Below are 15,768 nucleotides of genomic sequence, written 5' to 3' on the forward strand. Positions count from 1 at the left end.
TGAAATCCTAAATTCTAATTTCTAAACTCTAAATCCTAAATCTGATTAAATCCGAAATCGAAATTCCGAATTCCGAAATCAAAACAGTCTATTATGCAGGCTTCTCAGGGCCTCAACTTTATCATTTGTATTTAATAAGATCGATAAATTATGGTCACTGCCACCATAAGAGATCATTCGTAAAGGGATATGCTTTACAGCTTCCAGTACCCGGACGGCGTAACCATGTTGCTCAGCGCCAAAATCACCCACTACACAAATAATGGTTTGATCTCTATCAATATCCACCGTACCGAAGCTCAGCAACTCGTTTTTGATTTCTTCCAGGTAAGTTGTATCATCAATAGTTAATGAAACTGCCACCTCTGAGGTGGTGATCATATCGATAGATGTTCTGTATCTTTCAAATACCTCAAAAACACGGCGTAAAAACCCATGTGCCAGCAGCATGCGGCTCGATTGTATCTTGATAGCGGTAATGCCATCTTTGGCAGCAATGGATTTTATTTTATTCTTCTCGCTGTCGTTGGTGATTAGTGTTCCCGGTGCTTTCGGATCCATTGTGTTGAGCAGGCGAACAGGTATTTTATACTTCTGTGCCGGGAATACGCTTTGCGGGTGCAATATTTTGGCGCCGAAATAAGCCAGCTCAGCAGCTTCATCAAATGAAAGCTGTGCAATAGGCTTGGTGCCTTTAACAATCCGCGGATCGTTATTATGCATACCGTCAATGTCGGTCCATATCTGTACCTCTTCGCTGCGGATAGCTGCACCAATCAGTGAGGCGGTATAATCGCTGCCACCGCGGCGCAGGTTATCGATTTCGCCAAAACTATTACGGCAGATGTATCCCTGCGTGATGAACAACTTATTATCCGGATATTTATCTAATAATGGCGTAATATGTTCGGTAATATACTCTACTATCGGCTCGTTATCTTCATCAATCTTCATGAAATCAAGCGCAGGCAACAGTACAGTTTGTACACCGATTTCTTTCAGATAGACATGATACAGGGTAGTGGATAACAATTCACCTTGTGCCAGTATGATCTTTTCCTCAATATTAGTAAACAGGTCATTCGACAGGTTGGACAGCAGATCAAAATGGTAATCAATTACTTCCTTACCCTGTTCCAGATAGTCAGGCTTGGCAAGCAGTTCCTTTATAAATATCTCGTATTTGTCTTTTAATGCCTTTATCAGATTGGCAGCTTTGGGTTTATCACCAGCCAGGTAAGCCTGCCCGATTTCGACCAAACTATTCGTAGTGCCTGATACCGCCGAAAGAACTACTATCTGTCTTTCAGAGGCATCGATAATATCCAGCAGTTTTTTCATCCTTTCAGGGCTTCCCACCGATGTACCGCCAAATTTTAAAACTTTCATTTTTTGTTTCTGTTTACCACAAATGATTAATATTCTTGTATAGAATTTAAGGCGCTAAAAATAGAATTTTTTTAACCATTATAACCCACAATGAGCAAAATTAAGTTTGGTACTGATGGCTGGAGAGCCATTATCGCAGATGATTTTACAGTTGAGAATGTAAAACGAGTAGCCTATGCAACCGCATTGTGGCTAAAGCAAGAATTTAAGACCCCATCAGCTGTTGTAGGTTGCGACCCGCGTTTTGCAGGGCCAATGTTTGCTGATGTTACTACCCGCGTACTGGCGTCGCAGGGGGTAAAGGTTTACCGTGCCGAAAATACTTTTGTTTCAACCCCAATGATCTCGTTGGGTACCGTTAGAAAGCATGCTTCAGCAGGTATTATTATTACCGCCAGTCATAATCCGCCGTCATACAATGGCTACAAGATCAAAGCGAGCTACGGTGGTCCGGCTACTCCGGATGATATCGAAAAGGTTGAATCCCAAATCCCTGACAGCTTAACCCTGGATCTGAAGTCAGTCGCTGATTATCAGAAAGATGACCTGGTGGAGTTTATCAACCTGGAAGATATGTATGTGGCGCATGTAGAGAATAACTTTGACCTGGAAGCTATCCGCACCAGCGGACTTGGTTGGGCCTATGATGCGATGTATGGGGCGGGTATGAATGTGATGGAGCGTTTGTTTCCGGATATTACACGTATCCATAGTGACCATAACCCGGGATTTGCAGGCCAGGCTCCGGAACCGATTCAGCGTAACCTAAAAGAGTTTGAAGATATCATCAAACTTTCAGAAGGCGAGGTTGCAGCAGGTTTGGTAACGGATGGTGATGCAGACCGTATCGGTTTGTACGACCAGGATGGCAACTTTGTGGATTCGCACCACATCCTGTTGCTGTTGATCCATTATATGCACAAAGTGAAAGGTTTGACAGGCGATGTCTATTCAACCTTTAGCTGTACCAGCAAAATACAAAAGCTGTGCGATGCTTACGGACTGAAAAACATCGTAACAAAAATCGGCTTTAAATATATCTGCGACCTGATTGTTAACTCGGGTAACCCATTCCTTGTTGGTGGCGAAGAATCAGGCGGTATTGCTGTCGCAGGGCATATTCCTGAACGCGATGGTATCTGGATCGGTTTGATTGTTTGGGAATTCATTGCCAAATCCGGACGTTCATTAAGCGAACTGGTACAGGAGATATATGACGTGGTAGGTAAATTCGCCGTAGAACGTTATGACCTGCATGTTACGGAAGAGTTGAAACAGCAGATCATTAGCAACAGCAAAGGCGGTAAGTATACCAGTTTTGGCGATTTGAAGGTAAGCCGTGTAGAAGATATGGACGGCTATAAGTTTTTCTTCGAAGATGAGAGCTGGGTAATGTTACGTCCTTCGGGAACAGAACCGGTATTGCGTGTTTATGCTGAAGCCCCTGGTTCGGCAGAAGCATTCAAAATATTGGATAAAGTGAAAGCTGTCCTGTTGGGATAAATAAACCAGGAATTAAATATTTGTAAGCCATCTGTAAAAGCAGATGGCTTTTCTTATGAAAAAGTATTTCATACACAATAAACAGAATATTTTTAGGTTATAGTGTACTTTAATTGTAACGTTTATTCCAGATTAAGTAAGGACCGCGCCATATTGTATATTTTTACCTAAGTATTAAATCCATATTTACAATTAAAGTAGTAGTGCACGTGAAAAAAATCCTGTTCATTTTATTAAGTGTAGTTTCATTAAAAGCAAATTCCCAGATCATTGATTCGATCAAAAAAGACATCACCCAGGCCCCGGATACTGTTAAACACCTGCATAGTAAGGCCTATGCCTTAATCCTGCCTGCCGGTCTGATTGGTTATGGTGCTTTATCGTTCACGGTACATCCTATACGGCGATTCGACCATTTTGTAACCAGCGAGACGCATGAAATGAGTCCCGGCTTTAATACCAAAGCAGAGAGCTATTTTTTATTCGGCCCTGTAATAGCAGTGTACGGCCTGAACTTAATAGGTGTGGAAGGGAAAAACAGGTTTGTGGACAGGACCGCATTATTCGGCTTGTCAACTGCGTTTATGAGTATTTCAACTTTCCCGCTTAAAAGTGCTACGCACCGTTTACGACCAGATGGCTCCGACTATTTATCGTTCCCATCAGGGCACACTGCGGCGGCCTTTGCATTTGCCGAATTTATGGCTCAGGAGTATGGCGATAAGTCGCCGATTTATTCCATTATCGGATACAGTCTTGCTACTACCACAGGTGTCTTCCGGATTTACAACAGGGCACATTGGTTTAGCGATGCTGTAGCAGGTGCTGGTTTCGGTATATTGTCTACTAAGGCAGCTTACCTGGTATATCCATATCTGCGGAACTGGCTTACACATACTGATAAGACAGGTAATAAGAGTACTTTCATTATGCCTACTTACCAGGATGGGACACCGGGTTTGGCATTGTCGATGAGATTCTGATTTTTTTTGTACGTCGGATAACTTTTTGAGCGAGTACTTCAGGTTTTGTACAGATTGTTTATTTAGATAGCATTAAATTTTAGTTAAGTAGTCAAAACAATTTAACACCCTTTAATTGTTTGGTTATCATATCTCTACTAAAATAAATTTAATGCCTTTGAAAAAGTTAATAATCATTATCCTAAGCCTTATATCTTTTGAAGTTAGTGCCCAGGTAACGGACACCAGCAAAAAGAAAGTTGTCGACACGATAAAGAAGGACCTGTTGACGGCACCCGATACGGTTAAAAAATTGCATAGCAACCCGCTATCTCTTATCCCGCCGGCTGCTGCCATTACGTATGGTGCTATATCATTTTGGGCGCATCCTATACGTCAGCTTGATTTTGATGTGCAGGGCGAAATACACAAAACGAATCCCAATTTTAATACTAAGGCTGAAAGCTACTTTTTGATAGGCCCGGTTGTTATGGTTTACGGTTTAAACCTAATTGGAGTATCCGGTAAAAATACCTTTATTGACCGGTCAGCGTTGTTGGGACTTTCTGCCGGCTATATGGGCCTCAGTACTTTGTCGATCAAACATTTTACGCATCGTTTACGGCCAAACCAAAAGGATTATTTATCGTTTCCGTCGGGCCATACTGCTCTGGCTTTTATGGGAGCTGAGTTTTTAGCCCAGGAATATTCAACTAAATCACCAATATACACTGTAATTGGTTACACATTTGCAGTTACTACGGGCGTTTTCAGAATGTACAACCGTGACCATTGGCTCAGTGATGTGGTAGCAGGTGCTGGTTTTGGTATTATTTCTACTAAATTGGCTTACCTTACTTATCCTTATATCCGTAATTGGCTTACCCATAAAGACAAAAATGGCAATAAGAAAAGCATGTTGCTCATGCCTACTTACCAGGATGGGGTACCGGGTATTGCTTTTGCGAGGACTTTTTAAACCTACTAATTAAGGAAGCTTACTCAAGTCGACAGCGGGTTTTTTTCCGCTGGCCGGGCGGTTGAAGTAAATATTTCTTGGCGTATAATAATTAAAGAACCCGCAATTTTTCAAGAAGAAGTGGTTGCCCTCCAGACCGCCTGCATAGTCCATACGATAACCTTTCACTGCGGTATTGTCGCCGGTAAAGCGGGCTTTGGTAAGCTCGGTCCAATTACCATTCCTGTCGCATATCCACTGATTATTGAATAATACCTCGCGCGTTTTTGTGCCCTGTTCTGGTTCGAAATTTTCCAGGAAGGAATGCAGGTGTTTTAAATAAGTATCTGTTTTAGGCCGACTAAAGCTTGCAATCAACTGCCATTTGTTTAGTTCAGGTGCAAAAAAGTAAGCTGTGTATTCGGTGCGGCCTTTGCCATCAGGCTTAGCATGTACCAGAAATTTATAGGTCTGACCCGCGTGCCACATATAGTTTAGATAACTTTGTCCCCCTGCTCCTTCGTTGCCAAATTCACCTGTGTGAACATTATTTCCTTTTTTCAGCATGACGATCTTTTGGTTATCAGGAATGGCGTTTGGGTCATCGGTATTGAATGGACTCCATATCGAGAAAAGAATGTGCCTTTCGCCGGGAGAGTTTACCTGCATACCAAAATAGCCTTCGCCAAAACCATCAGCCATAAAATAGGAGCCTATTACATCGTTACCTTTGGGAACAGTTACTTCGTTGTAAAACCATTCGGCACTCACACCATCCGCAGCGGTATAGCCTAAATGTACAGAAGGCCCGCGACGCCCCCAGTAAAAGAACTCGCCTTCATTATTCTTTACAAATGTGGTTTTAGCATTAATAGCAGTGCCCTGCAGTTTTAGGTTTCTGATATCAGCAAATAAACTATCGGTTTTGGATTCGCCTTTTATTTTTACAGCAACATAACCGGTGTCTACAGCATTCCATTCCCCTACATAGACGTCGTGAAAAGAACCCGCCGGCGCTGAGACTCGCCTTGTCAATCCCAACGCTGTTATTGTTATTTTACTTTTACCCGCCCGGACCTGCATATTTAGGTACAGTTTGAATTTACCCGTGCTGCCCAGGCGGAAATATGCCGTATAGGCAGCATTCGGGTTGCTCCAATGTACAATTCCATTCTCGCTGATATTACCTCCGGCAGTATCGTTATCTGTACGCCAGGCATTACCACCTATCGGAACAGTGGTAAGAGTATCTATTTTAGTAGAGACGCGATGTATCGCGTCTCTACCGAATGACGGCAGGGTCCCGACTGCGCAAATCATAATTGTGTAGATATATTGTCGTATGCCTTTGTATCGTAAGAGTGCCATCTGTTTAAGGTTTATATAGTCGCCAGGTATGGTTAATGATATGGCTAAGTCTATCCCGGTTCTCCTCCAATTTTTTTACCAAAGTCAGCTGTGCGCGGGTTCGTTGAAGGTTATGATCAGGGTTGTGAATTTTATAATAATGATCCCCCTCCAGGTAGTCAGTCAGGAAGCGGACTGTCTGGGCATAGGGCAAAAGCAATACACCTTTGAGCAATGAGTTTAGCTCAGGTTCAGTTAGGAAAAGTACGGCTTCTTTTAAGTATCCTTTGGTATAAGATTCAAATAATGAAATATTTATGCCAATTAATTTAACATTTTCTTCATCTTCAGAAGCGGTGTTTGCAATAGTGCGGATAGAGTCGCCAAAGTCATAAGCCACATAGCCCGGCATTACCGTATCCAGGTCGATGACGCATTGCGCATGGTCATAACGATCCAACAAAACATTGTTGAATTTGGTGTCATTATGAACAATCCGGAGAGGCAATTCACCCGTGCGGCCAAGCCGCAGTATTTCGCCCATTTCATCGGCGCGCTGCCGGACAAATTCAATCTCAGGTAGTATCTTGTGTAATCTTCCCACTTTATCAGCCTCAACTGCCTTTTCAAACTTTGCTAAACGTGATTCAATATTATGAAAATCGGGTATGGTATCTTTTATCAGTCCGGGCTCCATATCCGCAAGTAGGGCCTGGAAGCGGCCAAATGCCTTACCGCCTTCATACGCTTGTTGTCCGGTGGTTACCTGGTCGTAGCTGCGTGTATCCTTCAGAAAATGAAAAACCCGCCAGTAGTTACCATCGTCGTCCCGAAAATAAGGCTTACCATCACGCGTTTCCACAATGGTTATGACTTCTTTTTCAAGATCAGAACCGGGTATTTCAGACAGCTTTTGCTTTAAATGTTCTGTAACATACAACAGGTTCTGCATCAGGATGGGCACATCCTTAAATACGTGATGATTAACACGTTGTAGTAAATAATCTATTCCATTCGGATCACTGTTTTTAATCCGGTAGGTATCATTAATATGCCCGCTTCCAAATGCAGTAACAGATGCGATATCAGCATCGATGTTGAACGCTGCGATCAGGTTATGGATACGTATGTCAGTTGAGGTAGATTGGTTCATTAATCGTCCAAATATCGGTAAACAAAGGAAGTTAACAAGCCCCCAACAATAAATAAAGGCTGCCCCTCCGACAGGGCAGCCTCCCATTATAATGATCTTTACCGGTATAAAGCCGTTTAAAGCTTAACAATGAAAGCCATATCAATCAAAACCTTTTGTTTGCTTTATAACGCGACCTGATAAAGATAGACAACAGGCTAATTGAAATTTGTGTTACAGGATTATAGGCCTTCGTCGTGCTGGCTCTTGTCTAATCCCATCGATTCTTCCTGTGGTGATACGCGCAGTTTGCTAATCATATCGGTGATCTTTAACAAAAGCAAGGAGCCAAAGAAAGCAAATGCCGATACTACTACTAAAGCGATCAGGTGAACAAAAAACAAATGGGTTTCACCGTAGTATAAACCATTGCCGGTAGTATTGGCGCTGTTTACATTCTGGTGCGCAAAAATTCCTGTCATCAGCATACCCGCCATACCGCCAACACCATGGCATGGGAATACATCCAATGTATCGTCGATAGTTGTTTTGGTACGCCACAATACCACCAGGTTACTGATCACCGCTGCAACAATGCCTACAATAAGTGAATGCGGGATTGTTACGAAGCCGGCCGCCGGGGTAATAGCTACCAGGCCCACCACAGCGCCTATACAGGCCCCCATTACCGATGGCTTTTTGCCGCGAAGCATATCAAAAAATATCCACGACATTGCTGCCGCTGCTGATGCAGTGGTGGTGGTGGCTAGTGCCGTAGCTGCTAACAGTCCGGAACCCAATGCTGAGCCCGCATTAAATCCAAACCATCCGAACCAGAGCAAGCCGGTGCCAAGCAAAACATAGCTGATACGGGCAGGAGAATGGGTTGGTTCATTACGTTGTTTCAAATATAATGCAGAAGCCAGGGCCGCCCATCCGGCCGACATGTGTACAACCGTGCCGCCTGCAAAATCGAGCACGCCTAACTTGAACAGAAATCCATCCGGATGCCAGGTAGAATGTGCCAGAGGAGCATAAATAACGACCATAAACAAACACAGAAATATCACATAAGAGTTGAAGCGGATACGCTCAGCAAAGGCGCCTGTGATCAACGCCGGTGTAATGACTGCAAATTTTAATTGGAACATGGCAAACAATACTAATGGGATGGTTGGCGCCAGCTTCCATGTGGCATTGCCCAGCATTCCCTTCATCATAAAAAAGGTAGCCGGGTTGCCGATAAATCCGCCAATGCTATCGCCAAAGGCAAGACTAAAGCCAAATACCACCCATATCACAGTAATAACGCCCATGCAGACAAAACTTTGCATCATAGTGGAAAGGACGTTCTTTTTGCTTACCATACCGCCGTAAAAGAAGGCGAGGCCAGGTGTCATTAGCAGCACAAGCGCGGTGGCAACTAATAACCAGGCAGTGTCACCAGTGTCGATTTTGTTGTCTTTAATATTAACAGTTTCAAAAGAAGGATAGATGAGGGCGAGAATAACTACGATAATAAGTATGGCGAATGGTATGATTTTTTTCATTTGACAAAATATTTAAAGGCAATCCATTAGTCTGAAAAAGGACAATGGCGTTTAATCCCGGCAATAAAATAGGCCGCTGACCGGATTGCTTTTGTTAAAAAGGTTTTGAACTACTAAAAGGAAAGGGTGAGAATGTCTGTTGGTTAATCAAAAAGAAACTCTTGCCTGTTATTTATTGCAACGGGTTTAATAATCAATTAAAAAATCACAGACATCCTTAGGTGAGATTCTACCAAAAGGTGTGAAAGGGAAACAACAGCGTTGTCTGCGAAGCGAAGCTTTGCTTGTGCCCGCTCCCTGAGAAAAAATGATAATGCTTGAGACGTGCCAGAAAATCATTGTCCACAAAAAGCATATGCTGAGCATAATGAACTGTTTTGTGTGCCCGTAGATTAATGGCCTGATTAGACTCATTTGTATTAATTATCAGTAAATGACCGCTGTTATGGTCCTTTGTAAATGCGTTTTTGGCTTTTGAAAAATAGTGGCGACTGCTTTCACGAGAAAATGCCTCGCTATTTTTGGTGAATGCGATAGATAGTAGGAGAAATAAAGGAAGAAATAATGAATATTTTACCCTCATTCCATAAAATTAGTAAATAAAATATAAAAATTGCATATTTTTTTAATAAAAATTGAAAATAAATAAATTTTATATCGTTTTTCAAGGTTTATTTATAAATAAACTTACCTTTTTTATTAAAAGATAAATTCTTGTAAAAATAAAAGCCCCCTATTTCACATAAGAGGCTTTCGAAAGCGGGTCAAGTTTCTTATTTCTCCAATATAAAAGTCAGGTTGGTCCAGTTTGCCGCGGTGGTGGTGCCTGGAATAACTTGTTTTATGGTCCAGCCTTCGTCCAGGTATTTGTTTACGTCCTTGATTTCGTATGCTGAATGGCGGTTGGTTATAGTTTGTTCGTAAACATTAATGTTCACAGTAATTACTTTTTGAGGCATGATGTTAATCGGTTGGATGGCCAAATGTACGCAATTAAGCGTTTATTAATGAAAGCGCAGGAGCATGATGCCTTTCCAATACATATTCCAGTATCTCGCGGGTGTTATCGGGATAGTTTACATCCACTACTTTGCCGTTTTCTATCCAGTTGAGGATAGTTTCGACATGTTTGGGCTTTAAGCTTTTTATTACCGGGACCTCCATTGATTTTAAAGCCGCTGCATTCAGGTGTTGCTCGTACTGGCTTTTCATTGGGATCACCAAAAGCTTCTTCTTCATATACAAAGCCTCAGCTGGTGTTTCAAAGCCGGCACCACAAAGAACACCGGCCGATTGTGCCATGCTTTTGATAAACTTTTCATTATCAATTGGTTGTATCGATACGTTTTTGTGCTTCAGCACTTTTTTATTGTGCTTTGAAAAAACATCCCACTCCACATCTTTAAATTCTGAAAGCCTTTTGATCAGCCGGGCATCATCATAGGCGGGCAAATAAACCGTATAATGTCCTTTAAAAGATATATTTTGCTCGCGTACCTGCTTGCGGATCACCGGGGTGAAAGTATTCTGATCGAATGCTTTAAAATGGAAACCATATTGAGCAGTAACAGGGGCGTAGTTTTTTAATATAAGCTTACCGATCATATCGGTATCGTCCGGCTTAGGCGCCTTCTCACCTAAAACTGCCGCCTGGTGACTTAAACCAATGCAGGGTTTATTCTTCATGTAACATGCCCAGGCTGACACCGGTTCGAAATCATTGATGACCAGGTCGTATTCTTCAACAGGAACTTTGTTGACTTCTTTTAAAAAATTGCGGAAGCGGGATTTGTAAAATGTCTTCCAGATATCAACGCCACCGGATTTGCCAAAAATAAAACCAAATCCATTGAATTTATATTTAACGGGAAAGGGGAGAATCAGGTCGCCTTGTGTGCCGCTAACCAGTACATCCACATCGGCCATTTGCTTAAGAAGAGGTACAATGTCCATCGAACGGCTTAAATGTCCATTGCCGGTGCCCTGTATTGCATAAAGTATTTTCATCCTTGCGATAGTTTTACAAAGGTAGTTAGGTAACAATTAAGTAAATGTTAAGTTTTCGTTATGTATTTCATTCAATTTTCATATTTTATGTATAAATTTTCAACATTAAGAAACCATTATGAATACATCATGTTGAATTAATAATTTAGTAACATGAAGTTGTTTCATTTGTACAAAGCCGTATATCATGAATATTTCAATCTTAAAACCGGAAAGCATTGTTAATGAGGTTTTTGCTCTATATGAAAAGTATGGAAAGCGAAAAGTAACCGACCAGGAACTGTCGCAATTGGAGCAAGTTTCCCAGGCTGCAGCATTGGCAGAAGAAGAAGGATATGAGGATGAAGTAATATTGGCCGCATTTTTCCATAACGCAGGCGAAATATTAGGTACTGATTATTTGCGCGAACATGGTTTCTCAGAACGCTTGGCTGCTTTAGTTGAAAGTGACCTGCAAGCTACCCGCTACCTGGCCTATAAATATCCGGAGTATTATGACCAGTTGCCGGAAAGCGAAAAAGCTGATCTGGAAACCCGCGGCGGAAAAATGATCAAAGAAGAAGCGGACAAATTTGAGTTAGATCCCGATGCTGAATTATTTGTGCGTTTACGCTATCTGAATGACAAGGCTAAAGACACCAGGAAATATAAGTTGAACATACCGCATATTAAATTGCTGGCAATGAGTCACCTGTATAAGATTATGGATAAATATCTGCCAGCCTTCCTGATGTCAAAATCGTCTATCCAGCCAAGAATCGGGTAGTTCGGATTATTAATCTCTGGCAATCTCATTTTAAAAAAGTGGACAAATAATTCGTGATTGTTTTAAAGAATTGTTCACTTTGCAGATCGGGAAAATACCCCTGTGTTTAAAATGAAGAAACTTACCGAAGGTAACGCGGCCTCTTATACGCTTATACTTATCCTGGTTACATTTGTTTTACGAATCTTTATAGCTGCTTATACGGGCCTTGGAATTGGTGAGGCGTACTATTTCCGGGGAACTACTCATCTTGAATGGAGCTACTTCGATCAGCCTCCTTTATTCTTCTGGTTAAGCGGTATAAGTATCAAAATATTCGGACTAACCAATCTGGGTCTTCGTTTCCCGGCTGTGCTGTTATTTGCGGGAACGAGCTGGCTTTTATTTGCTATAACAAGGAAATTATTTAATGCCAGAGCCGGCTTTTGGGCTGTTGTGGTAATGAACCTGAGCGCAGTGTTTACAGTGGCTATTGCCTGCTGGTTTCAGCCTGATGCGCCACTGATGTTTTTCTGGCTGGCCAGTGTTTATTTTATAATTGAGCTGCTGTTTAATAATAAAGGCGATCAAAAAATAATCAGAAATAGCGGTCGTACCTGGTTTTTATGGATTATGACAGGTGTTTGTCTTGGTCTGGCTACCCTGAGCAAATACCATGTGCTTTTCATTTTTGCCGGTGTGTTTATCTTTATTGGCACCAATAAAGAGTATCGCCATTGGCTATGGCATCCCGGTCCGTACGTTGCTGTTCTAATTACTATCATATTTGCGTTCCCGGTAATATGGTGGAACTATAATAACAATTGGGCCTCCTTTGTTTTCCAGGGAGCAAGAGCAGGAACGGGTAAAAAATTTGCATTGCATTTCGACTGGTTCTTTCGCAGTATAGGGGGGCAAGCTTTATGGTTACTGCCCTGGATATGGGTGCCAACCATTCGCGAGCTTTACCGCTCATTTGTGAACCGGTTGGTATCAAAAGCCTATAGTTTTTCGTTCTGGCTATCAATATTGCCAATTGTATTTTTTACCGTTGTAACACTGTGGGCCGACCTGCAATATCATTTCCACTGGCAGGCACCAGGGTATATGATGCTTTTTATGCCACTGGGTTTTGCCATCGATAAAAAAATGAGCCAGGGAGGTTTAGCCGGCAGGGGCACACGCCGTTGGCTGAGATTCTCTGCTTGTTTTACCGTAATTACTATCGGTGTATTGAGCTTTCATATGGTAACGGGTTTCTGGCAATATTACGGGCCGAGATGGATCGTGTATAAATTTCATAAAGACACTGTAGATCCAACCATACAGGGAATAGATTACGACGATATTCGGACACGCTTTGAAAAAGAGGGCTGGTTGCAGAATAAAAATGTTTTTGCAGGGACTCCGCGCTGGTGGCTTACTGGTAAAATAGATTGGGCGCTGAAAGGGCAGAAGGATGTGATCTGTTTTAGCTTTGATCCACGTAATACCGCTTTTTTGGGTGATCCTAAAACCTTGTTAGGTAAAGACGCCATCGTAATTGCCCAGGAAAACCAACCAAGTGTGGATGCTGATGTAAAACCATATTTTGAGTCAGTTAAACAGCTCCCGGATATCGAGATTATCCGCCATGGCAGGGTTGAACTGCATTTGCAGGTTTATTACTGCTCTAAGTTCCATCAATCAGCGCAGCAGCGCAATGATATGCCACTATATCGCCAGCTGAATGGTTTGCCGCCTTTCGGAAATTAAGATCAGGCTTTTGCTCACGGCAAGTATTCCGTATTTTTAAGCCGCATGAAGGAGATTAAAGCGATCATAAAGGCTTACGATGAAGCGGACAAAGCTTCCCTTGGCTTGGCATTAGCTACCGTTGTGCGGGTGGAAGGTTCGTCATATCGTCGTACCGGTGCGCGCATGCTGATTTTGGATAATGGGATATGGGTCGGAGGCATCAGTGGAGGATGCCTGGAGGGCGATGCTTTAAAACGTGCACAATTAGCGATACGGAAATCCACCCCTACACTGATAACTTATGATACTACTGACGATGATCCCTACCAGATAGGTGTTGGTCTTGGCTGCAATGGCGTAATCGATGTGTTATTGACGCCGCTAAATGTCGAGGATAAAAATAACCCTGTAGAGGTTTTAAAACGTTGTGTTGAAGCCAGCCGCGAAACGCATATCTTGATAACCATAACCAAATTATCAGGGGATTGGAGGGGTGTTGGTGAAGGAGAGGTTATTAAATATGTAAATGCCCAAAGTTTAAATATCTTGAAAGATAGTTTAGCGATACAGGAATTAAATAAGGCAGTCGCTGAACAAGTCTCCGTTGGTCATTCGGCACCATATTACCTGGAGTTGGAAGATGGCAGAAAACTGGGATGTTTTATCGAAATTTTACCGCCGGAGGTGAGTATGATTTTGATGGGGCACCAGTATGATGTTTATCCACTAAGCCGTTTGATAAAAGAAATGGGCTGGCGGCTGACCATTGTTGCAGAACTTCAGAAGATCAACCCACATATTATTATGATTGCTGATGAAGTAGTCGCTCCTGCAAATTTCGAGGATATCTTTATAGACAACTACACTGCCATCATCATAATGGCGCATGATTATAAAACAGATAAGAATAATCTTCCAAAGGCATTAGCTACCGTTGCACCTTATATTGGGATGCTGGGTCCGCGGGTACGTTCTGAGAAAATATGGCGGGAACTGGCCGAAGAAGGAAGGATCAGCTCAACGGAAAATATGGACAGGATACATGCGCCTGTGGGATTAGATATCGGTGCTGTTACCCCCGAAGAGATCGCACTCTCGCTCATCGCAGAAGTAAAAGCTGCACTTTCAGGCCGGGACGGTACGTTTTTGCGATTACGTACTACAGTAATTCATAACCGATGACCAGCGAATTTAACGTCATAAAAAATTGCGCTGCAATCATCTTAGCTGCGGGACGATCGAGTCGATTAGGCATGCCAAAACAATTACTGAAGTATCAAAACAAAAATCTTTTTCAACATACCATAGATGTTGCTAAGCAATCGCCAGCACAACCAATTATTGTGGTATTAGGAAGCAATGCAGATACTATCTTGAAGGAAATTGATACTTCCGGAATTTATGTAGTAAAAAATGACGATTGGCAGAGTGGCCTGGCGTCAACGATTCGTAGTGGTATCCAGGCATTACAAACACTTGATTCCAATATTGATTCAGCAATTTTGATGGTTTGCGATCAGCCCTATGTAACCCCTGATTTATTGAATAGTCTGCAGGATAAGCAGAAAAAAACGGGTAAGCGAATCATAGCAAGCCAATATGGCCAGACCATCGGCACCCCGGCACTCTTTCACAAGCAGTTCTTTTCCCAATTAATGAATTTAAAAGGGGATACAGGCGCTAAGAAGATTATGATGCAGAATACTGACCTTTTAGCAACTATATCTTTTCCGCAGGGCAGTATCGATATTGATACAATAGACGATTATAAAGCGTTAGAAGAATAATTAACTTTATTCTCAGATTAATTCATCAGCCATGAAAATTATTGTATTCCTTATTATTGCTACCTGTTTTATGGTGATTGCCTGTAACCAGTCTGATAATAATCAACAATTACAGACTAAAATTGACAGCTTGCAGGCCAGGCTGAATGATACTTATAAACCAGGTTTAGGTGAGTTTATGATGGGCATACAAGAGCACCATGCTAAGCTTTGGTTTGCCGGTATCAACAAAAACTGGCAGCTAGCCGATTTTGAAGTTCATGAAATAGGTGAGACTCTTGACGACGTTAAAAAATACTGTACCGATCGCCCCGAGATAAAAAGCCTGGGAATTATCGATCCGGCAGTAAATACTATTAAAGCCGCCATCAGCAAACAGGATATGGATAAATTTAAAGCTGGCTTTACCGAACTGACCAATGATTGCAATGCCTGCCATAAAGATAATCAGCATGGGTTTAATATTATTACTATACCCACATCGCCGCCCGTTACCAACCAGGACTTTAGACCCGTGAGATAAAAAGCATAAAAAAACCTCTCAAATAGCTGAGAGGTTTTTATTTAAAAGATGTGTCTGGTCCTGATATAGCGATACACAAAAAGAATCGCTATGGAAAAAAAGAAAGTATTCGATTACACTAAGCGTAG

The 15,768-nt window shown here is 42.1% G+C and carries 14 protein-coding genes; 8 read left to right on the forward strand and 6 right to left on the reverse strand.

Annotation, left to right across the window (positions count from 1 at the left end):
* Nucleotides 1-78: 78 nt before the first annotated feature.
* A complete protein-coding gene (locus Q3A68_RS16460) occupies nucleotides 79-1,389 on the reverse strand; it encodes an aspartate kinase (protein ID WP_302902207.1) in 1,311 nt (436 codons plus the stop codon).
* Nucleotides 1,390-1,479: 90 nt separating this feature from the next.
* Here Q3A68_RS16460 and Q3A68_RS16465 point away from each other — a divergent pair, with 90 nt between their 5' ends.
* The 3 genes from Q3A68_RS16465 (at nucleotide 1,480) to Q3A68_RS16475 (ending at nucleotide 4,833) form a co-directional block, all read left to right on the forward strand.
* The gene (locus Q3A68_RS16465) at nucleotides 1,480-2,892 is read left to right on the forward strand and encodes a phosphohexomutase domain-containing protein (RefSeq protein ID WP_302902208.1); all 1,413 of its coding nucleotides are present in this window, start codon (nucleotides 1,480-1,482) and stop codon (nucleotides 2,890-2,892) included.
* Between the two features lie 209 nt (nucleotides 2,893-3,101).
* The gene (locus tag Q3A68_RS16470) at nucleotides 3,102-3,875 is read left to right on the forward strand and encodes a phosphatase PAP2 family protein (protein WP_302902209.1); all 774 of its coding nucleotides are present in this window, start codon (nucleotides 3,102-3,104) and stop codon (nucleotides 3,873-3,875) included.
* A gap of 157 nt (nucleotides 3,876-4,032) precedes the next feature.
* Nucleotides 4,033-4,833: a phosphatase PAP2 family protein gene (locus Q3A68_RS16475; protein WP_302902210.1), complete on the forward strand. Its 801-nt coding sequence runs from the start codon at nucleotides 4,033-4,035 to the stop codon at nucleotides 4,831-4,833.
* 9 nt (nucleotides 4,834-4,842) lie between these two features.
* Here Q3A68_RS16475 and Q3A68_RS16480 read toward each other — a convergent pair whose 3' ends face one another.
* From Q3A68_RS16480 to Q3A68_RS16500, 5 genes are all read right to left on the reverse strand, one after another.
* Nucleotides 4,843-6,180, reverse strand: coding sequence for a DUF3472 domain-containing protein (locus Q3A68_RS16480; RefSeq protein WP_302902211.1), 1,338 nt, complete (start codon nucleotides 6,178-6,180; stop codon nucleotides 4,843-4,845).
* A gap of 4 nt (nucleotides 6,181-6,184) precedes the next feature.
* Entirely contained in the window at nucleotides 6,185-7,312 is a 1,128-nt protein-coding gene (locus Q3A68_RS16485) for a phosphotransferase enzyme family protein (RefSeq protein ID WP_302902212.1), read from the reverse strand.
* Nucleotides 7,313-7,533: 221 nt separating this feature from the next.
* Entirely contained in the window at nucleotides 7,534-8,841 is a 1,308-nt protein-coding gene (locus Q3A68_RS16490; protein ID WP_302902213.1) for an ammonium transporter, read from the reverse strand.
* Nucleotides 8,842-9,614: 773 nt separating this feature from the next.
* Nucleotides 9,615-9,800, reverse strand: a complete 186-nt coding sequence (locus Q3A68_RS16495) for a hypothetical protein (protein WP_302902214.1) — start codon at nucleotides 9,798-9,800, stop codon at nucleotides 9,615-9,617.
* A 34-nt stretch (nucleotides 9,801-9,834) separates the two neighbouring features.
* The gene (locus Q3A68_RS16500) at nucleotides 9,835-10,848 is read right to left on the reverse strand and encodes a glycosyltransferase family protein (RefSeq protein ID WP_302902215.1); all 1,014 of its coding nucleotides are present in this window, start codon (nucleotides 10,846-10,848) and stop codon (nucleotides 9,835-9,837) included.
* A 187-nt stretch (nucleotides 10,849-11,035) separates the two neighbouring features.
* Between Q3A68_RS16500 and Q3A68_RS16505 the strand changes: the two genes are divergently transcribed.
* From Q3A68_RS16505 to Q3A68_RS16525, 5 genes are all read left to right on the forward strand, one after another.
* Nucleotides 11,036-11,614, forward strand: a complete 579-nt coding sequence (locus Q3A68_RS16505; protein ID WP_302902216.1) for a phosphohydrolase — start codon at nucleotides 11,036-11,038, stop codon at nucleotides 11,612-11,614.
* A gap of 111 nt (nucleotides 11,615-11,725) precedes the next feature.
* Nucleotides 11,726-13,348: an ArnT family glycosyltransferase gene (locus tag Q3A68_RS16510; RefSeq protein ID WP_302902217.1), complete on the forward strand. Its 1,623-nt coding sequence runs from the start codon at nucleotides 11,726-11,728 to the stop codon at nucleotides 13,346-13,348.
* 45 nt (nucleotides 13,349-13,393) lie between these two features.
* Nucleotides 13,394-14,512, forward strand: a complete 1,119-nt coding sequence (locus tag Q3A68_RS16515; protein WP_302902218.1) for an XdhC family protein — start codon at nucleotides 13,394-13,396, stop codon at nucleotides 14,510-14,512.
* Nucleotides 14,509-15,117: a nucleotidyltransferase family protein gene (locus Q3A68_RS16520; RefSeq protein WP_302902219.1), complete on the forward strand. Its 609-nt coding sequence runs from the start codon at nucleotides 14,509-14,511 to the stop codon at nucleotides 15,115-15,117. Before Q3A68_RS16515 ends, Q3A68_RS16520 begins: the two co-directional genes overlap by 4 nt.
* A 31-nt stretch (nucleotides 15,118-15,148) precedes the next feature.
* The gene (locus Q3A68_RS16525; protein WP_302902220.1) at nucleotides 15,149-15,640 is read left to right on the forward strand and encodes a hypothetical protein; all 492 of its coding nucleotides are present in this window, start codon (nucleotides 15,149-15,151) and stop codon (nucleotides 15,638-15,640) included.
* Nucleotides 15,641-15,768 lie beyond the last annotated feature (128 nt).

The organism is Mucilaginibacter tolerans (assembly GCF_030519375.1).
GTDB lineage: Bacteria > Bacteroidota > Bacteroidia > Sphingobacteriales > Sphingobacteriaceae > Mucilaginibacter.